This is a genomic window from Streptomyces sp. NPDC051987 (assembly GCF_040680735.1).
In the GTDB taxonomy this organism is placed as follows: domain Bacteria; phylum Actinomycetota; class Actinomycetes; order Streptomycetales; family Streptomycetaceae; genus Streptomyces.
Window position 1 is genome coordinate 14,186 of record NZ_JBFAXI010000043.1, and the last position, 16,639, is coordinate 30,824.

The following is a 16,639-nucleotide window of genomic DNA, read 5'->3' on the forward strand; positions in this document are numbered from 1 at the left end:
GGGGCGCTTCACCTCGGGGAGCCGCAAGGGGCGGCGGACCTACTCCTCCACCAGCAGCTTCTCTCGCAGCTGGGCCAGGGTCCTCGCCAGCAGCCGGGAGACGTGCATCTGGCTGATGCCCACCTCCTGGGCGATCTGGGACTGGGTCATGTTGCCGAAGAAGCGGAGGAGAAGGATCCGCTTCTCCCGGGGCGGGAGGTCCTCGAGGAGGGGCTTGAGGGACTCGCGGTATTCGACGCCCTCCAGCGCCTCGTCCTCCGCGCCGAGGGTGTCGGCGACGGCCGGGGACTCGTCGTCGGTGTCGGGGACGTCCAGGGACAGCGTGGAGTACGCGTTGGCCGACTCCAGGCCCTCCAGGACCTCCTCCTCCGAGATGGCCAGCTTCTCGGCCAGCTCGTGGACCGTGGGGGAGCGGCCGTGCTGCTGGGAGAGCTCCGCCGTGGCGGTGGTGAGCGCGAGCCGCAGTTCCTGGAGGCGGCGCGGCACGCGGACCGCCCAGCCCTTGTCGCGGAAGTGCCGCTTGATCTCGCCGACCACGGTCGGGGTGGCGTACGTGGAGAACTCCACGCCCCGGTCCGGGTCGAACCGGTCGACCGACTTGATCAGGCCGATGGTGGCGACCTGGGTGAGGTCGTCCAGCGGCTCGCCGCGGTTGCGGAACCGGCGGGCGAGATGTTCCACGAGCGGCAGGTGCATGCGGACCAGCCGGTTGCGCAGCTCCGCGTACTCGGCGCTGCCCTCCTTCAGCCCGCGCAGCTCGACGAAGAGGGCGCGCGCGCCGCTGCGGTCCTGAGGTTCGTGCTGGGTCGCCTGCACGACCTCCGCGGCCAGCGCCTCGTCCTCGGCGTATCGCTCGTGCTCGCTCATCGTCCCGCCCGTCGCCCTTCCACGAGCCTTCGCCCCGGCTCGGGGCGGGGCCGCGACCCCGTTCCGCCCTTCCGGGGGCGCGCTCTGCGCGGCACCCTCCAGGCCGACCGGCGCGGAGGGGTCCTCCGGGTGCGGCCTGGCCTGTTCCGGGATGCCGTCGATGCCGTCAGCCATGCGGCGGGAGCCGGCCCCGGGGCCTTCGCCCCCGGCCGACAGCCCCCGTGTGCCGCGTTCTTCGTCCCGCACCGGCCCGTCCTCGTTCCTCACGCCGGCCCGGGTCCCGCGCCGCGCTGTTTGTAGAGGCTGATCGACACGGTCTTGTCCTCGTCGACGGCCGACGAGACCTTGCCCGCCAGGGCCGAGAGCACGGTCCAGGCGAAAGTGTCGCGCGACGGGGCGTGCCCGTCCGTGGTCGGGGCGGAGACCGTGACCTCCAGCGAGTCGTCGACGAGGCGGAAGACACAGCTGAGCACCGAGCCGGGAACGGCCTGCTGGAGCAGGATCGCGCACGCCTCGTCGACCGCGATGCGTAGATCCTCGATCTCGTCCAGGGTGAAGTCCAAGCGGGCGGCGAGACCGGCCGTGGCCGTGCGCAGCACCGACAGGTAGGCACCCGCAGCCGGCAGCCGGACTTCCACGAAGTCCTGGGTCGCGGGCTCGCCTGCGATCTGGGACACCCTCACCTCCATGGTGGTACAAGCTATTCGGGGCCGAGGGTCGCCCCCCGGGGTAACGCACTACGTGGTTCAGCGGTGACGCTACCGCGCTCCGAACTTTTCTGTCCCCGGGACCCCAACCCCCTGGCGTCACTCACAGTAAACCTGTGGATACGCTCCGTGTCTAGGGGTCTGCCTTGGTCAATTGGGAAGAGCGCGCGCCGGGTTGACGTACCCCGGCGCCGAACCGTCGAACCGTCGGTGCTGTCGTCTTCAGCAGCCGTAGTGCAGTGTCACACGAGGACGTGGTCGACGAAGCACCAGCGCCAGTCCTCGCCGGGCTCGAACGTCCGCATCACCGGGTGACCCGACGTCTCGTGGTGGCCGGTCGCGTGTCTGCCCGGCGACGAATCACAGCAGGCTACGTGGCCACAGGTCAGACAGAGCCGCAGCTGTACCGGGTGCCAGCCCTTGGCGAGACACTCCGGACAGGTCTCGCTCAACGGCTCGGGTTCCGGGAGCGGCAGCGCGTCGCGGTGCGTGCACTGTTTCATGATTGCCAGATTACGACGGCCGTGCGGGTGGCCGCGCGAAAAAAGAGGGCGGGCGAGGACCATGGACGTGATGCCACTGCTGTTGCTGGTGGCGGGGAGTGCCGCGATCGCGGCGGCGGCCCGGCGCACACCGATACCGGCGCCCCTGCTCCTGGTGGCCGTCGGGCTCGTGGTGTCGTACATCCCCGGCATTCCCGACTACACCCTCGACCCCGAGGTGGTCCTGCCGCTGCTGCTGCCCCCGCTCCTCTACACCTCGGCGTCCGACAGCTCCTATCTCGACCTGCGGGCCCAGCTGCGGCCGGTCGCGCTGCTCTCGGTCGGATACGTGCTCTTCGCCACCGTAGTGGTGGGCTGGGCGGTCTACCTGCTCGTCCCGGGCATGCCGCTGACGGCCGCCCTGGTGCTGGGCGCGGTGGTGGCTCCGCCGGACGCGGTGGCGGCGACGGCGGTCGCGCGCCGGGTCGGGCTGCCCTCCCGGATCACGACGATCCTCCAGGGCGAGTCGTTGCTGAACGACGCCACCGCGATCACCGCCTACAAGGTCGCCCTCGCGGCGGCCGTCGGCGAGGGAGCCACCTGGGCGGGCGGCATCAAGGAGTTCCTGCTCGCGGCGGTGGGCGGGGTGGGCGTCGGCCTGATCCTGATGGCGCCCCTGCACTGGCTCCGCACCCACCTGAAGGAGCCGCTGCTCCAGAACACCCTGTCCCTGCTCATCCCGTTCGTCGCCTACGGCGTCGCCGAGCAGTTCCACGCCTCCGGCGTCCTCGCCGTGGTGGTGGTCGCCCTCTACCTCGGCCACCGCGCGTGGGAGGTCGACTTCGCCACCCGGCTGCAGGAGGGGGCGGTGTGGAAGATGGTCGCCTTCGTCCTGGAGTCGGCGGTGTTCGCCCTGATCGGGCTGCAGCTGCCGATCGTCCTGCGGGGGCTCGGCCGGTACGAGGGCGTGGAGGCCGCCTGGTACGCCGTCGCCGTCTTCCTGGTGGTCGTCGCGGCCCGGTTCGCCTGGGTCTACCCGGCGGCCTTCCTGCCCCGGATATTCTCCGCGCGGATCCGCGAGCGGGAGCCGAACCCCACCTGGAAGGGCGCGATGGTGACCTCGTGGGCGGGGATGCGCGGCGTGGTCTCCCTGGCCATCGCCTTCTCCATCCCGATCACGGTCCACGGCGGCGGCGCCTTCCCGCACCGCAACCTGATCCTTTTCCTGACCTTCACCACGGTGATCGGCACGCTGGTCGTGCAGGGGCTGACCCTGCCCCCGCTGATCCGCCGGCTGAGCTTCCCCGGCCGCGACCCGCAGGCCGAGACCCTCGCCGAGGCGAACGCCCAGGCCCAGGCCTCCCGCGCGGCCGAGGCACGCCTCGACGAACTCCTCTCGGACGACCGCAACCAACTCCCGCCCCCGCTCGCCGACCGCCTCCGCTCGGTCCTGGAGCGCCGTCGCAACGCCGTCTGGGAACGCCTCGGCCAGACAAACCCGATCACCGGCGAGTCCGTCGACGACACCTATCGCCGCCTCTCCAGCGAGATGATCAGCGCCGAACGCGCGGTCTTCGTCCGGCTCCGCGACCACCGCTACATCGACGACGAGATGCTGCGGACCCTGCTGCGCAGGCTGGACCTGGAGGAGGCAGCCGCCTACCGGGAGGCCGGGTGAGCCGGTGCACGGCCGCCGCGAGCGTCCCGCGGTGACATGACCGCCCGAAGCTGCCCGACGGACAGCCCACCGCACCTGGGTATCGGCTCCGGGGCGGCTCCGGCCGGCCCGAGCCGGGGAGCCGGCGCGGGAGCTGATCGGGGGGCCACGGGGGGTCGGACCGTCGTAGCGGGCAGGCCGTCCGGGGGATCGGGTCGCCGTGGGGATCAGGCCGTCAGTACCGCCGCCACGGTCGCGTCCCGGCCCAGGCCGCCCTCGCGTGCCAGTTCGGCGAGCCCGTACAGCAACTTGGCGACGTACAGCCGCTCCACCGCCACCCCGTGCCGCTCCTCGAAGTCCGCGGCGAAAGCGTCGAGTTCCGGTGCCGTACGGCCGTACCCGCCGAAGTGGAACCGCTCGTCGAGCGACCAGCGGCCGCGCCGCCCGCCGAACGCCTCCTCCTGCAACCGCCGTATCTCCGCCGTCAGGAATCCGCCCCTCAGCACCGGCACCCCCAGCGCCCGCTGCTCCGCGCCCAGGCCGGCCGCCAGCCCGGCCAGCGTGCCCCCGGTCCCGCAGGCGATCGCCACCACGTCGGCCCGGCCGCGCAGTTCCGCGCCGAGGGCCCGGCAGCCGCGTACCGCCGCCGCGTTGCTCCCGCCCTCCGGCACCACGTACGCCCCCTCGGCGCCCGCCGCGAGCAGCAGACCGGCCAGCACCTCCGGCTCGGCCTTGCGCCGGTACGTCGCCCGGTCGACGAAGTGCAGCCGCATCCCGTCGGCCGCGCACCGCGCCAGTGACGGGTTCAGCGGCCGCGCGGCCAGCTCCTCGCCGCGCACCACCCCGACGGTCGGAAAGCCGAGGAGGCGGCCCGCGGCGGCCGTCGCGCGCAGGTGGTTGGAGTACGCGCCGCCGAAGGTGAGGACCGTCCGTCCGGCCGCCGCCTCGATGTTCGGCACCAGCTTGCGCCACTTGTTGCCGATCAGCTCCGGATGGATCAGGTCGTCCCGCTTGAGAAGAAGGCGGACGCCGTGGCGGTCGAAACGGTCGTCGGCCACCTCCTGCAGCGGCGAGGGGAGCCGGGGGACGAGTATGTCGGCGCTGGTCACGTCGTCATTGTCGCCCGGGGCCGCCGGGCGGGCTCACTTCAGCCGGTCCCTGACGCGCCCGCGCAGCCAGGCCATCGGGAAGCCGCGCGGGTCGGCCTTCCCCGGCTGCCACTCCAGGTGCCCGATCACCGACCGTTCCGTCCAGCCGTGGTGCCGGCACACCGCCGCGGCCACCTTCTCGACCGCCGTGAGCTGGGCCTCGGGCCAGGGGTCCGCGCCGTCTCCCAGGTTCTCGCACTCGAAGCCGTAGAAGTGCCGGTTGCCGTCGGTGTCCGCCTCGTCTTCCGGGGGGAGGGCCTTCTCGGCGATCACCGCGCGCAGCACGTCGTCGTCGCCCAGGCCCGCGTGGTTGGTGCGACCGTGGCCGACCAGGTGGACCGTGCCGTCCTTGGTGACGACGCCGTGGCACAGCGGGCCGGGGAGGTCCGGGCGGCCGTCCCGGCAGATCCGGACCGTGGCCTCGGTGCCGCGGGTCGCCGTGTGGTGGATCATCACGCCGTGGACCGGGCCCCAGGGGCCCTTGTGGTTCCGGTTGTGCTCCCTCCAGTCGCCGACCTCGACGACCGTCACGCCCTCGGCCCGCAACGCGTCGAGGAACGCCTCCGCGGACAGGGGTGGGGCCATGGCCGCCTCCTTCGCTTTCCAGGTCTTCTGCGTTTTCTACACAGGTCGATCTTTTCGGGTTAAATGCGCTCGAACACGTTCGGATCCCGTGTGAGCCGATCGGGACAAGTCGGCATATCACGGGGTGACGGTGACGGTGATGTGTCGGCATGCCCAGCGGTGCGATGATCTATTCCCGCTCTTTCGGGTAATGGTCCCGACACGCTGCGTGATGACAGGGTGGTCCCTGAGACCGATGCGCGGGCAGTTCGGCGCCCGCGCAGGTATGGGAGGGCATTTCCTTATGTCGGTAGGCGAAGAGGTCCGCACGGATCAGGGCAAGCCGCAGCAGTCTCTGGACACGGCGGCAGCGCGGAACCTGGCCACCACGACCAAGTCCGCGCCACAGATGCAGGAGATCAGCTCCCGCTGGCTGCTGCGGACACTGCCCTGGGTCGACGTCCAGGGCGGCACGTACCGGGTGAACCGGCGGCTCACCTACACGGTCGGCGACGGTCGTATCACCTTCCTGAAGACCGGCGACCGGGTCGAGGTCATCCCCGCGGAGCTGGGCGAGCTGCCCATCCTGCGGTCCTACGAGGACGAGGAGGTGCTGGCCGAGCTGGCCCAGCGCTGCCGGCAGCGCGACTTCGCCCCGGGCGAGGTCATCGCCTCCTTCGGCAACGGGGCCGACGAGGTCCACCTGCTGGCCCACGGCCGCGTCGAGAAGGTCGGCACCGGCCCCTACGGCGACGACGCGGTGCTCGGCGTCCTCGGCGACGGCGCCTACTTCGGCGAGCAGGGCCTGATCGACCCGGACGCCATCTGGGAGTACACCGCCCGCGCCGACACGGCCTGCACCGTACTGACCCTGTCCCGGCAGGACTTCGAGCAGGTCGTCGAGCGCGCCGACTCCCTGCGCGAGCACCTTCAGCAGCTGCGGGCGATCCCCGAGCAGCGCACCAACAAGTACGGCGAGAAGGAGGTCGCCCTCGCAGCAGGCCACAGCGGCGAGCCCGACATCCCGCACACCTTCGTCGACTACGAGGCGCGGCCGCGTGAGTACGAGCTGAGCATCGCCCAGACCGTGCTGCGCATCCACACCCGCGTCGCCGACCTCTACAACCAGCCGATGAACCAGACCGAGCACCAGCTGCGGCTCACCGTCGAGGCGTTGAAGGAGCGCCAGGAGCACGAGCTGATCAACAACCGGGAGTTCGGCCTGCTCAGCAACTGCCAGTACGACCAGCGGCTGCAGCCGCACGACGGCGTGCCCAGCCCCGACGACATGGACGAGCTGCTCAGCCGCCGGCGCGGCACCAAGCTCTTCCTCGCCCACCCGCGCGCGATCGCCGCCTTCGGGCGCGAGCTCAACAAGCGCGGACTGGTCCCGGAGACGGTCGAGATCGGCGGCAACCGCATCCCGACCTGGCGCGGGGTCCCGATCTACCCCTGCAACAAGATCCCGGTCACCGAGGCCCGGACCACCTCGATCATCGCCATGCGTACCGGTGAGGACAACCAGGGCGTCATCGGACTGAGGCAGTCCGGAATCCCCGACGAGATCGAGCCGAGCCTCTCGGTCCGCTTCATGGGCATCAACGAGCAGGCGATCATCAGTTACCTGGTCACGGCCTACTACTCGGCCGCCGTGCTGGTCCCGGACGCCCTCGGAGTGCTGGAGAACGTCGAGATCGGCCGCTGGAGGTGACGTTTCCGCACGTGGTGGCCGTGTCCCCGCCCTCCGGGGCGGGTACACCCTCGGGGTACGTGCCGAGCCGTGGCGAGGACGCCACCGTTCGCGCGCTCCACGAGGGGGAGGCCATGGCCGAGTTCGTGACGGAACGGCAGCAGCGCGCCACGCAGCCGCCGCCGGGGAGTCCGGAGTCGCTCGACGGGCCCGAGGCGGCGGTGATACTGGAGCGGGTCCGGGCGTCCGTCGACCCCGAACTACGCGCCGCCGTCGCGTCGTTGCCCGGCTCGATGCGGCGGATCGCGCGCTACCACTTCGGCTGGGAGAACGCGGACGGCACCCTCGCGGAGGGCAACGCGGGCAAGGCCATCAGGCCGGCGCTGGTCCTCGCCGCCGCCGACGCGCTCGGCGGACCGGCGGCCCGTGCGGCCGCCGTTCGGGCCGCGGCCGCCGTGGAACTGGTGCACAACTTCACCCTGCTGCACGACGACCTCATGGACCGGGACACCTCCCGCAGGCACCGGGCCACGGCCTGGACCGTGTTCGGGGAGGCGGACGCGATCCTCGCCGGGGACGCCCTCCAGGCGCTGGCCCTCCGGCTGCTCGCCGAGGACCCTCACCCGGCCTCCGCGGCGGCCGCCGTCCGGCTCGCGGACTGCGTCCTCGAACTGTGCGCGGGACAACACGCGGACACGGCCCTGGAGGACCGGCCGCCCGGCGAGGTCGGCCTCGACGAGGTGCTCGTCATGGCCGAGGCCAAGACCGGGGCGCTGCTGGGCTGCGCCTGCGCCCTGGGTGCGCTGTACGCGGGGGCCGGAGCGGCGGAGGTGGCGGCGCTCGACGGCTTCGGCCGGCAGGCCGGGCTGGCCTTCCAGCTGATCGACGACGTCATCGGGATATGGGGAGACCCTCGGCGCACCGGCAAGCCGGCCGGGGCGGACCTGGCGGCCCGCAAGAAGTCGCTGCCTGTCGTCGCGGCCCTCACCTCGGGCACGCCGGCCGCCGCCGGCCTCGCCGAGCTGTACGCCAGGCCGCATGAGCGGGACGACGCCGCCGAGACGGCGCGGATCGCACTGGCCGTGGAGCGGGCGGGCGGCCGGGACTGGGCGCAGTCCGAGGCGGCCGACCGGATGGCACGGGCGATGCAGGAGCTCGCCCGCGCCGTGCCCGGTCCGGAGGCGGCCGACGGCCTGCTCGCGCTCGCCGAGTTCGTGACCCGGCGCAGCAGGTGAAGACCCCGGAGCCCCCGGGACCGCGCGGCTCCTGACCCCGCACGGTACTCCGGGGGCTCCGGCCCGACGGGTCCCGCACATCCCCACGGTGTGCGGGGCTCGCCGAACGCGGCCGACGTGTTGCCTGGCGGGTGCCGGGTGCCGGGTGCCGGGTGCCGGGTGCCGGGGCAGGGCGGCGGCGGGCGCGGCTGCCGGGCCCGGCCTACGCTGGGGGCATGGACGGCCAGGATCAGGTCTGTCCGGTCTGCGGACAGCCCGTCGAGCGCGTGGTGGGGCGCCACAAGACGCTGGGCGCCTGGGTTCCGGTCTGGGGGCCCGGTCCCTGCCGGAACCCCGACTGCGCCGAGTACTCGGGGCCGCGGGACCCGCGGGGCCCGCGGGAGGCGGGACCGCCCCGCTCCCCGCCGCCCGAGTCGGCCGGGAGCCCGCCCACGCCGTAGCGTGACTCGCATGACGGCACTCCCGAACATCCTGCACATCACCGAACGCTCCCTGTGGGAGCAGGCCCGCGCGCGGGGCGGCTACGAGATGTCCACCCGCGGCCGCACCCTCCAGGAGGAGGGCTTCATCCACTGCTCCACCCGCGACCAACTCCCGCGCGTGGCGGCCTTCCTGTACGGCTCCTACGACGGCCCGGACGAGCTGGTGGTCCTGGTCGTGGACCCGGCCCGGATCGGCGCCCCGGTGAAGTGGGAGGCGCCGGAGCCGGGCGGCGAGGAGTTCCCGCACGTCTACGGGCCGATACCGGTCACGGCCGTGGTGGACGTGGAGCCCTGGGGTGTGCCCGGGACTCCCGGTTCCTAGTGCCCCGACAGGCCGGCCCGAACGGGCCGCGGGCAACCGCGCGACCGGCCACGACGGCACCGCGGTCGGCATCCGGCACCTCGCGGCATCCCTGACGGAGGGCTCAGCCCCGGCGCGGCAGGCCGCCGGTCTCCGGGTCGCGGCCGGTGAGGCAGTAGACGCCGCCCGCCGGGTCGCGCATCACCGTCCAGTGGCGGCCGTCGGCCACCCGCGCGGCGCCGAGGTCCTCGTGCCGGGCGCGGGTCGCCGGGATGTCCGCACAGGCCAGGTCGAGGTGGGCGGCGGCCGGCTGTTCGCCGTCCAGCCGCTGGAGCAGGATCCGCACGGGCAGGCCGGCCGGAGGCCTGAGCACCCGGAACTCCGGCAGCGCGCCGGTCAGCAGCTCCCAGCCGGTCAACTCCGCCCAGAACGCGGTCTCCGCCTCGTACGCGGAGGGCGGGATGTCGAGGCTGACCTGGTCGAGCCGGCTGCCCGCCACGACCGGCGGCCGTACCGACTCGCCGTGCCACGGCACGGCGCACCACGGCTGCCCGGCGGGTGAGCGCAGGACGGCCCACCCCTCGTGCTCGGCGACCGGCTCGGCGCCGAGTGCACGGGCCTGTTTCACCAGGCCGGGCACGTCCTCGACGCAGAGGTCCAGGTGGGCTCCGCCCGGCCCTGCCTCGACGCCCTGGAGCTTGACGCAGGCGTCGACGCCGGTGGCCGGCAGCAGCGTCACGAACTCGTCGTTCTCGCCGCGGGGCGCGGAGACGAAGGTGCCGGTGACGGCCGTCCAGAACGCCTGGGCGACGGCGAGGTGGGCGACGGGACGGTCGGCGAAGGCGTACGTCCAGCGGATGGTCATGCGGTGATCGTAAGCGTGCTACCCGGCCGGGCGGCGCTCGGTGAAACGCAGCAGGTTCCCCGCGGGGTCCCGGAACGCGCAGTCGCGGACGCCCCAGTGCTGGTCCGTCGGCTCCTGGATCACGTCACCGCCGTACTCCCGGACCCGCTCGTACAGCGCGTCGCAGTCGGTGGTGGAGAAGATCACCCCGCGCAGCATGCCCTTGGCGAGCAGTTCGGCCATGGCCTGCCGGTCGGCGGGGGAGGCGTCGGGGTTGGCGCCCGGCGGCTCCAGCACGATCTCCACGCCCGGCTGCTGCGGCGATCCGACGGTCACCCATCGCATCCCCTCGAACTCCACGTCGTTGTGGACCTCCAGGCCGAGGACGTCACGGTAGAAGGCCAGCGCCTTGTCGTGGTCGTCGACGGCGATGAAACACTGCGCGAGTTTTACGTCCATGGGGTCAGGCTAGGAGGAAACGCCCCGCCGCGCGTGCGGTCCCTCGCCTGCGGTCGCTCGCCCGCGGTCAGTACGGCCTGCGGCGGGGACGGGTGAAGGTGCGGGCCACGCAGGACGGGATCACCGTGCTCTCCTCGTGGTCCCGCGCCCGGTACGCGCTCGGCGTCTGACCGACCAGCTCGGTGAAGCGTGAACTGAAGGACCCCAGCGAGGTGCAGCCGACCGCCATGCACACCTCCGTCACCGTGAGGTCGCCGCGGCGCAGCAGCGCCTTGGCCCGCTCGACCCGCCGGGTCATCAGGTAGCTGTACGGCGTCTCCCGAAGGCCTTGCGGAAACTGCGCTGGAAGTGGCCGGGGGACATGAGGGCGGTCCGGGCCAGCTCGGCCATGTCGAGCGGCTCGGCGTACTCGCGGTCCATGCGGTCGCGCGCCCGGCGCAGCCGCCTCAGGTCCTCCAGGGGGGTCACCCACCCAGGATGGCATGCACACCGCACACTCGCCGGGGGTTTGTTTTTGGACGTCAGTTTTCCTCCAGTTCTCGCGTAATTGGCCCGCGCTTGTTTGCATAAAGGAATGGACCACATCACGTTCCTCGTGGCGGTCGTGATCGTCACTGCACTCGCGTTCGACTTCACCAACGGGTTTCACGACACGGCGAACGCGATGGCCACGTCCATCGCCACCGGCGCCCTCAAACCGAAGACCGCGGTTCTGATCAGTGGCGTTCTGAACCTGGTCGGAGCCTTCCTCTCCACGGAGGTGGCCAAGACCATCTCCGGCGGCATTGTGAACGACGCCAAGGTGACCCCTGCGATGATCTTCGCGGGCCTCGTGGGGGCGATCCTGTGGAATCTGATGACCTGGCTGGTGGGGCTGCCCTCCAGCTCCTCGCACGCCCTGTTCGGCGGGCTGATCGGAGCGGTGTGGGTCGGCGCCGGCTCCGGCGCGGTGAACTTCGACAAGGTTGTCGAGAAGATCATCATCCCGGCGTTCGCCTCGCCGGTGGTGGCCGGTGTCGCCGCGCTGATCGCCACGTACTGCGCCTACAAGCTGACCACCCGCGGCCGCGCCGACTCGGTGAGCAGGGGTTTCCGGCTCGGGCAGATCGGCTCGGCCTCGCTGGTCTCGCTCGCGCACGGCACCAACGACGCCCAGAAGACCATGGGCATCATCACCCTGACCCTGATCTCCGTCGGCGCGCTCCCGGGCGACGCCGGCCCGCCGGTCTGGGTGATCTTCACCGCCGGACTGGCCATCGCCCTCGGCACGTACATCGGCGGCTGGCGCATCATCCGTACCATGGGCAAGGGCCTCACCGAGATCCAGTCCCCGCAGGGTTTCGCGGCCGAGACCGCCTCCACGGCCGTCATCCTGACCTCCGCCCACATGGGCTTCGCGCTGTCCACCACGCAGGTCGCCTCCGGTTCCATCCTCGGCGCGGGCGTCGGCCGGCGGCTCGCGGAGGTCCGCTGGGGCGTGGCCGGCCGCATGGTGGCCGCCTGGGTGATCACGCTGCCCTGTGCCGCGCTGGTCGGCGGAATCTCCGCCTACGCGGTCAAGCACGGCGGCAACTTCGGCACCGTCGTGGTCGCGCTGGTCGGCGCCGCGCTCGCGGTGGGCATCGTCCTGCTGTCGCGCCGCAACCCGATCGACGCGAAGAACGTCAACGACGGCCACCAGGTCGCCGTCCGCAGCACGCCCCCGTCCCACGTCGGCACCGCCGCCTGAGTGAGGGAGTTCCCATGAACATCGACTGGACCGCGCTCGGGCAGGTCACCGCGGTGAGCATCGGCGTCACCTTCGCAGTGGTGGTCGTCTTCTCCCTCGGCGTCCTCGGGCTCGCCCGCTACGAGGGGGCCAAGGAGCAGGGCGGCACCAGCGCCGTCGGGGTCGCCCAGGCAGGGCTGTGCTTCCTCGCCTGCGTGGCGGTGGTGGCGTACAGCATCTACCTGATCGTGCCCCAGTTCCACTGACCCGCAGACGACCCGCCGAACCCGCTGAGGAGGACTGGATGACGACGCCGGACCTGCTGTCCGACCTGGCCGACCTGGCCCATCTGAAGGTCGACTACAGCGACCCCGACGACCCCGTGCTCATCCGCCCGGACGGATCCCCGATCGACACCTGGCGGGAGAACTACCCGTACGCGTCCCGCATGGAGCGCAAGGAGTACGAGTGGCACAAGCGGCTCCAGCAGATCGAACTGCTGAAGCTGCAGACCTGGGTCAAGGAGACGGGACGCCGGATCGTCATCGTCTTCGAGGGCCGGGACGCGGCCGGCAAGGGCGGCACCATCAAGCGCTTCACGGAGCACCTGAACCCCCGTGGGGCGCGGGTGGTGGCCCTGGAGAAGCCCACGGAGCGCGAGAGCGGTCAGTGGTACTTCCAGCGCTACGTCGAACACCTGCCGACCGCGGGTGAGATCGTGATGTTCGACCGCTCCTGGTACAACCGGGCCGGGGTCGAGCGGGTCATGGGGTTCTGCACCGACGACCAGTACCGGCGCTTCATGCGCCAGGCCCCGCTGTTCGAGCGGATGCTGGTGGACGACGGGGTGGACCTGGTGAAGTTCTGGTTCTCCGTCTCGCAGAGCGAGCAGCGGACCCGCTTCACCATCCGCCAGGTCGACCCGGTGCGGCAGTGGAAGCTGAGCCCGATGGACCTGGCCTCGCTGGACCGCTGGGACGACTACACCGCCGCGAAGGTCGCGATGTTCCGCGCGACGGACACCGTGTACGCGCCCTGGACCGTGGTGAAGAGCAACGACAAGAAACGGGCCCGGGTCGAGGCCATGCGCAGCGTGCTGGCCCGCTTCGACTACGCCGACAAGGACGAGGAGGTCGTCGGCAGCCCCGACCCGCGGATCGTGGGCGCGGCGGCCGGCCTGCTGGAGGCCGGCGAGGACGAGCAGGACGAGCAGGACGAGCAGGGCGGTGAGAGGGGCGAGAGGGGCGAGAGGGTCGAGGACTAGAGCCGTCGTCGACGTCACCTGACGAAGGGTCGGCCGGACATCCGGCCGGCCCTTCGCGCGGCCCGGACCCCGCCGGCGCAGACCGGCCGGGATTGCGCTCGGGAACGGGCGGAAGCGGGCGGGGGCTTCGGGCCCGGCGCGGGCATGGACACGGATCGCAGCGGTGATGAATGATCGGCCGCATGATCCGCGCCGCCACCGAGCACGACGTCCCCGAGATCCGCGCGATGATCCGCGAACTCGCCGCGTACGAACGGGCCGTGGAGCAGGCCCGGGCCACCGGGGAGCAACTCCGCGAGGCGTTGTTCGGCCCCCACCCCGCGGCCTACGCACTGGTCGCCGAGGAGGAGACCACCGGCGAACTCCTGGGGTACGCCTTGTGGTTCCCGCGCTTCTCGACCTGGACCGGAACCCGGGGCATGCACCTGGAGGACCTCTACGTGCGCCCGCACGCCCGCGGCGGCGGCCACGGCCGGGCGCTGCTCGCCGCTCTCGCGGCGCTCTGCCTGCGCAGCGGCTACGAGCGCTTCGAATGGTGGGTGCTCGCCTGGAACGAGCCGGCGATCGGCTTCTACCGGTCGCTCGGCGCGGAGTTCCTGGACGAGTGGCGCATCTGCCGCCTGACCGGCTCCCCGCTCAAGGAACTGGCCGCCGCCTCATAGGCGCGGCCGAGGGAAAACAAGACCGCACCCGGACCGCCACGGACGCCGTGCTCGGCGGCCTGCGGGCCGGGTGCGGACAGGGAGACGCTGCACGCTAGGAAAATGCAGGTCGGAGGGCGTGATCCAAGATCAGGCCTTCTTGGTCTCCCAGAAGATCTTGTCGATCTCGGCGATGAGCTCCAGGGCCTTCTCACCGGTCTTCGGGTCCGTGGACGCCTTGGCGGCGGACAGGGCCTTCAGGGTGTCGTTCACCAGCTGGTGCAGCTGCGGGTACTTCTCGAAGTGCGGGGGCTTGAAGTAGTCGCTCCAGAGCACCGAGACGTGGTGCTTGGCGAGCTCGGCGCGCTGTTCCTTGATGACGGTGGCGCGCGCCTGGAAGTGCGGGTCGTCGTTGGCGGCCATCTTCTCCTGGACGGCCTTCACCGACTCCGCCTCGATGCGGGCCTGGGCCGGGTCGTACACACCGCAGGGCAGGTCGCAGTGCGCGCTGACCTTGACCTTGGGGGCAAACAGGCGGGAAAGCATGGAGCATTCCTTCCTCGTGATCGTCTTCTCAGGTGGGACATTACTCCCTGGGAAGCGTGATTTCGCGAGTGCCCCCATGGGCTTAGGACAAAAGTCCAGGGTCAGACTGAGACTGGTGGAGGAACGGACCGGGGAGGTGCCGGGGATGCCGGAGCTGTCGCAGGAGACCGAGCGGGGGAGGGGCACCGCGCTCTTCGGGCTGGCCGAGGTGACCGGCCCGTCCATGGTGCCCACGCTGTACCAGGGCGATCAGCTCCTGGTGCGGTACGGCGTCCGGGTGCGGGCCGGTGACGTCGTCGTCCTGCGCCACCCCTTCCAGCAGGACCTGCTGGTCGTCAAGCGGGCCGTGGAGCCGCGCGAGGGCGGCTGGTGGGTGCGCGGGGACAACGCGTACGCGGGCGGGGACAGCACCGACTACGGCGCCGTGCCGGAGGAGCTCATCCTCGGCCGGGCCCTGTTCCGCTGGCGGCCGCGCAGGGCGGATCAGCGTTCGCCGCTGGCGCTGGTGCGCTGGGCGCTCTCCGCCGCGAGGCCGGTGCTGACCGATCGTCCGGGCAGGCCGGGGCGGTCCGCCTCCAGGCGTTTGCGGGCCCGGTAGGCGGCCACGTTGGCCCGGGTCGCGCAGCGGTCCGAGCAGTAGCGCCGGGAGCGGTTGGTCGAGGTGTCCAGGTAGGCGTTGCGGCACGGCGCCGCCTCGCACAGGCCGAGGCGGTCGACGCCGTACTCGGTGAGGTGGAAGGCCAGGCCCATCGCCGCGATCGCCGCGTAGCCGGCCGTGGCGTTGGACGGATGGTCGGCCAGGTGCATGTGCCACAGCGGGCGGCCGTCCTCGTCCCGGAAGTCGTGCCCGGAGATCTGCGGGCTGACCGGGAACTCCAGGAGGAGGGAGTTCAGCAGGTCCACCGCGAGGGTCTCCTCGCCCTTGTCGGCCGCCTCGAAGACCGCGCGCAGGCGGGCCCGGACCGAGCGGAACCGGGTGAGGTCGGCCTCGGTGGCGCGCCGGGCGGCCTGCTGGTTGCCGCCGAAGAGGTCGCGGACGGCCTCCACCGAGGTCAACGAGTCCTTGCCCCGGGCCGGTTCCTCGCTGTTGACGAGCCGGACGGCGTAATCCGAGTAATAGGCCAGTTCCACTTGTAGTCCTTACGCGGGCACTCTAGGGTCGGTCGTGCGGTCGGGTAACAGCCGGTCGTGCTTCCAGGGTATTACGGGACCTGTGCGGTGGAGGGTTGCCATGACGGACACGCCGACGACCGGGACGTCCACGACCGGGACGTCCACGACCACGACGTCCACGACCGGGACGGACTGGGCTGCCTGGCAGAAGAGCTGGGACCGGCAGCAGGAGTGGTACATGCCGGACCGCGAGGAGCGCTTCCGGATCATGCTCGACATGGTGGAGGCGCTGGTCGGCACGGCACCCCGAGTCCTCGACCTCGCCTGCGGCACCGGCACCGTCACGGCCCGGCTGCTGGCCCGCTTCCCGGACGCGGTGAGCACCGGCGTCGACCTCGACCCGGCCCTCCTCGCCATCGCCGAGGGCACCTTCGCGGGCGACGACCGGGTCACCTTCGTCACCGCCGACCTCAAGGACCGGGAGTGGACGGCCCGGCTGCCGTACGACTCGTACGACGCGGTCCTCACCGCGACGGCCCTGCACTGGCTGCACAGCGAACCTCTCGCGGCCCTCTACGGTCGGCTCGCGGAACTCCTACGCGTCGGCGGTGTCTTCATGAACGCCGACCACATGATCGACGACAGCACGCCCCGGATCAACGCGGCGGAACGGGCGCAGCGGCATCGCCGCATGGATCAGGCCAAGACGGCGGGGGCGCTGGACTGGGCCGAGTGGTGGCAGCTGGCGGCCCAGGACCCGGTGCTCGCCGGGCCCACCGCCCTGCGCTTCGAGATCTACGGGGAGCACGCGGAGGGCGACATGCCCTCGGCCGCCTGGCACGCGCGCGTGCTGCGCGAGAAGGGCTTCGCCGAGGCCAGGCCGGTGTGGTGCTCGCCCTCGGACACGCTGCTGCTGGCCCTCAGGTAGGCA

General features: G+C 71.8%; 20 protein-coding genes and 1 pseudogene. 11 read left to right on the forward strand and 10 right to left on the reverse strand.

What is annotated here, in order from left to right; genetic code table 11:
• Positions 1 to 39: 39 nt before the first annotated feature.
• The 3 genes from AB0M11_RS23065 to AB0M11_RS23075 form a co-directional block, all read right to left on the reverse strand.
• Positions 40 to 1,113: an RNA polymerase sigma factor SigF gene (locus tag AB0M11_RS23065; protein WP_365708352.1), complete on the reverse strand. Its 1,074-nt coding sequence runs from the start codon at positions 1,111 to 1,113 to the stop codon at positions 40 to 42.
• 17 nt (positions 1,114 to 1,130) lie between these two features.
• The gene (locus tag AB0M11_RS23070) at positions 1,131 to 1,544 is read right to left on the reverse strand and encodes an anti-sigma regulatory factor (RefSeq protein ID WP_004925829.1); all 414 of its coding nucleotides are present in this window, start codon (positions 1,542 to 1,544) and stop codon (positions 1,131 to 1,133) included.
• Between the two features lie 272 nt (positions 1,545 to 1,816).
• A complete protein-coding gene (locus AB0M11_RS23075; protein ID WP_365708354.1) occupies positions 1,817 to 2,077 on the reverse strand; it encodes a UBP-type zinc finger domain-containing protein in 261 nt (86 codons plus the stop codon).
• A 61-nt stretch (positions 2,078 to 2,138) separates the two neighbouring features.
• Between AB0M11_RS23075 and AB0M11_RS23080 the strand changes: the two genes are divergently transcribed.
• Positions 2,139 to 3,734, forward strand: coding sequence for a Na+/H+ antiporter (locus AB0M11_RS23080; protein WP_365708356.1), 1,596 nt, complete (start codon positions 2,139 to 2,141; stop codon positions 3,732 to 3,734).
• A 206-nt stretch (positions 3,735 to 3,940) separates the two neighbouring features.
• Here the strand turns inward: AB0M11_RS23080 and AB0M11_RS23085 are convergent, their stop codons facing one another.
• Positions 3,941 to 4,822 carry a pyridoxal-phosphate dependent enzyme gene (locus tag AB0M11_RS23085; protein ID WP_365708358.1) on the reverse strand — a complete coding sequence of 294 codons (882 nt, stop codon included), beginning with the start codon at positions 4,820 to 4,822 and terminating at the stop codon, positions 3,941 to 3,943.
• A 33-nt stretch (positions 4,823 to 4,855) separates the two neighbouring features.
• A complete protein-coding gene (locus AB0M11_RS23090) occupies positions 4,856 to 5,446 on the reverse strand; it encodes a peptidoglycan recognition family protein (protein WP_365708359.1) in 591 nt (196 codons plus the stop codon).
• A 283-nt stretch (positions 5,447 to 5,729) separates the two neighbouring features.
• Between AB0M11_RS23090 and AB0M11_RS23095 the strand changes: the two genes are divergently transcribed.
• The 4 genes from AB0M11_RS23095 (at position 5,730) to AB0M11_RS23110 (ending at position 9,154) form a co-directional block, all read left to right on the forward strand.
• Positions 5,730 to 7,136 carry a family 2B encapsulin nanocompartment shell protein gene (locus AB0M11_RS23095; protein ID WP_365708361.1) on the forward strand — a complete coding sequence of 469 codons (1,407 nt, stop codon included), beginning with the start codon at positions 5,730 to 5,732 and terminating at the stop codon, positions 7,134 to 7,136.
• Positions 7,137 to 7,249: 113 nt separating this feature from the next.
• Positions 7,250 to 8,350, forward strand: a complete 1,101-nt coding sequence (locus AB0M11_RS23100; RefSeq protein WP_365708363.1) for a family 2 encapsulin nanocompartment cargo protein polyprenyl transferase — start codon at positions 7,250 to 7,252, stop codon at positions 8,348 to 8,350.
• A 215-nt stretch (positions 8,351 to 8,565) separates the two neighbouring features.
• Positions 8,566 to 8,790: a hypothetical protein gene (locus AB0M11_RS23105; RefSeq protein WP_365708365.1), complete on the forward strand. Its 225-nt coding sequence runs from the start codon at positions 8,566 to 8,568 to the stop codon at positions 8,788 to 8,790.
• 10 nt (positions 8,791 to 8,800) lie between these two features.
• Positions 8,801 to 9,154: a DUF952 domain-containing protein gene (locus AB0M11_RS23110; protein WP_365708367.1), complete on the forward strand. Its 354-nt coding sequence runs from the start codon at positions 8,801 to 8,803 to the stop codon at positions 9,152 to 9,154.
• Positions 9,155 to 9,257: 103 nt separating this feature from the next.
• Here AB0M11_RS23110 and AB0M11_RS23115 read toward each other — a convergent pair whose 3' ends face one another.
• The 3 genes and pseudogenes from AB0M11_RS23115 to AB0M11_RS23125 form a co-directional block, all read right to left on the reverse strand.
• Complete coding sequence (locus AB0M11_RS23115; RefSeq protein ID WP_365708369.1) at positions 9,258 to 9,998, reverse strand: VOC family protein; 741 nt, start codon at positions 9,996 to 9,998, stop codon at positions 9,258 to 9,260.
• 18 nt (positions 9,999 to 10,016) lie between these two features.
• Positions 10,017 to 10,436 carry a VOC family protein gene (locus AB0M11_RS23120; protein ID WP_365708371.1) on the reverse strand — a complete coding sequence of 140 codons (420 nt, stop codon included), beginning with the start codon at positions 10,434 to 10,436 and terminating at the stop codon, positions 10,017 to 10,019.
• 67 nt (positions 10,437 to 10,503) lie between these two features.
• Positions 10,504 to 10,856: pseudogene (locus AB0M11_RS23125) on the reverse strand (helix-turn-helix transcriptional regulator).
• Positions 10,857 to 11,010: 154 nt separating this feature from the next.
• On the opposite strand from AB0M11_RS23125, the gene AB0M11_RS23130 reads away from it, so the two are divergent.
• The 4 genes from AB0M11_RS23130 to AB0M11_RS23145 all read left to right on the forward strand — a co-directional run bounded on the left by AB0M11_RS23130 (position 11,011) and on the right by AB0M11_RS23145 (position 14,070).
• Positions 11,011 to 12,165 (forward strand): inorganic phosphate transporter, encoded by a 1,155-nt coding sequence (locus tag AB0M11_RS23130; protein WP_365708373.1) that lies wholly within the window; start codon positions 11,011 to 11,013, stop codon positions 12,163 to 12,165.
• A gap of 14 nt (positions 12,166 to 12,179) precedes the next feature.
• On the forward strand, positions 12,180 to 12,410 hold the full coding sequence (locus AB0M11_RS23135) for a hypothetical protein (RefSeq protein ID WP_365708375.1): 231 nt from the start codon (positions 12,180 to 12,182) through the stop codon (positions 12,408 to 12,410).
• Between the two features lie 38 nt (positions 12,411 to 12,448).
• Positions 12,449 to 13,408 carry a polyphosphate kinase 2 gene (ppk2, locus tag AB0M11_RS23140; protein ID WP_365708377.1) on the forward strand — a complete coding sequence of 320 codons (960 nt, stop codon included), beginning with the start codon at positions 12,449 to 12,451 and terminating at the stop codon, positions 13,406 to 13,408.
• Positions 13,409 to 13,590: 182 nt separating this feature from the next.
• Positions 13,591 to 14,070: a GNAT family N-acetyltransferase gene (locus AB0M11_RS23145; RefSeq protein ID WP_365708379.1), complete on the forward strand. Its 480-nt coding sequence runs from the start codon at positions 13,591 to 13,593 to the stop codon at positions 14,068 to 14,070.
• 129 nt (positions 14,071 to 14,199) lie between these two features.
• Here the strand turns inward: AB0M11_RS23145 and sodN are convergent, their stop codons facing one another.
• Positions 14,200 to 14,595 (reverse strand): superoxide dismutase, Ni, encoded by a 396-nt coding sequence (gene sodN, locus AB0M11_RS23150; RefSeq protein WP_020130742.1) that lies wholly within the window; start codon positions 14,593 to 14,595, stop codon positions 14,200 to 14,202.
• Positions 14,596 to 14,740: 145 nt separating this feature from the next.
• Here sodN and sodX point away from each other — a divergent pair, with 145 nt between their 5' ends.
• Positions 14,741 to 15,193: a nickel-type superoxide dismutase maturation protease gene (gene sodX / locus AB0M11_RS23155; protein WP_365708452.1), complete on the forward strand. Its 453-nt coding sequence runs from the start codon at positions 14,741 to 14,743 to the stop codon at positions 15,191 to 15,193.
• On the opposite strand, the gene AB0M11_RS23160 is transcribed toward sodX, so the two are convergent.
• Positions 15,079 to 15,726, reverse strand: coding sequence for a CGNR zinc finger domain-containing protein (locus tag AB0M11_RS23160; protein ID WP_365708381.1), 648 nt, complete (start codon positions 15,724 to 15,726; stop codon positions 15,079 to 15,081). The genes sodX and AB0M11_RS23160 overlap by 115 nt on opposite strands.
• A gap of 100 nt (positions 15,727 to 15,826) precedes the next feature.
• Here AB0M11_RS23160 and AB0M11_RS23165 point away from each other — a divergent pair, with 100 nt between their 5' ends.
• Complete coding sequence (locus tag AB0M11_RS23165; RefSeq protein ID WP_365708383.1) at positions 15,827 to 16,636, forward strand: class I SAM-dependent methyltransferase; 810 nt, start codon at positions 15,827 to 15,829, stop codon at positions 16,634 to 16,636.
• The last annotated feature ends 3 nt before the right edge of the window (positions 16,637 to 16,639 follow it).

Bases quoted from the DNA above. Each gene is read 5' to 3' on its own strand.
- AB0M11_RS23135 (WP_365708375.1), top strand. From the start codon at position 12,180: ATGAACATCGACTGGACCGCGCTCGGGCAGGTCACCGCGGTGAGCATC.
- sodN (WP_020130742.1), bottom strand. From the start codon at position 14,595: ATGCTTTCCCGCCTGTTTGCCCCCAAGGTCAAGGTCAGCGCGCACTGC.
- AB0M11_RS23095 (WP_365708361.1), top strand. From the start codon at position 5,730: ATGTCGGTAGGCGAAGAGGTCCGCACGGATCAGGGCAAGCCGCAGCAG.
- AB0M11_RS23080 (WP_365708356.1), top strand. From the start codon at position 2,139: ATGGACGTGATGCCACTGCTGTTGCTGGTGGCGGGGAGTGCCGCGATC.
- AB0M11_RS23145 (WP_365708379.1), top strand. From the start codon at position 13,591: ATGATCCGCGCCGCCACCGAGCACGACGTCCCCGAGATCCGCGCGATG.
- AB0M11_RS23090 (WP_365708359.1), bottom strand. From the start codon at position 5,446: ATGGCCCCACCCCTGTCCGCGGAGGCGTTCCTCGACGCGTTGCGGGCC.
- AB0M11_RS23075 (WP_365708354.1), bottom strand. From the start codon at position 2,077: ATGAAACAGTGCACGCACCGCGACGCGCTGCCGCTCCCGGAACCCGAG.
- AB0M11_RS23165 (WP_365708383.1), top strand. From the start codon at position 15,827: ATGACGGACACGCCGACGACCGGGACGTCCACGACCGGGACGTCCACG.
- AB0M11_RS23120 (WP_365708371.1), bottom strand. From the start codon at position 10,436: ATGGACGTAAAACTCGCGCAGTGTTTCATCGCCGTCGACGACCACGAC.
- sodX (WP_365708452.1), top strand. From the start codon at position 14,741: ATGCCGGAGCTGTCGCAGGAGACCGAGCGGGGGAGGGGCACCGCGCTC.
- AB0M11_RS23105 (WP_365708365.1), top strand. From the start codon at position 8,566: ATGGACGGCCAGGATCAGGTCTGTCCGGTCTGCGGACAGCCCGTCGAG.
- AB0M11_RS23115 (WP_365708369.1), bottom strand. From the start codon at position 9,998: ATGACCATCCGCTGGACGTACGCCTTCGCCGACCGTCCCGTCGCCCAC.
- AB0M11_RS23100 (WP_365708363.1), top strand. From the start codon at position 7,250: ATGGCCGAGTTCGTGACGGAACGGCAGCAGCGCGCCACGCAGCCGCCG.
- AB0M11_RS23110 (WP_365708367.1), top strand. From the start codon at position 8,801: ATGACGGCACTCCCGAACATCCTGCACATCACCGAACGCTCCCTGTGG.
- AB0M11_RS23130 (WP_365708373.1), top strand. From the start codon at position 11,011: ATGGACCACATCACGTTCCTCGTGGCGGTCGTGATCGTCACTGCACTC.
- ppk2 (WP_365708377.1), top strand. From the start codon at position 12,449: ATGACGACGCCGGACCTGCTGTCCGACCTGGCCGACCTGGCCCATCTG.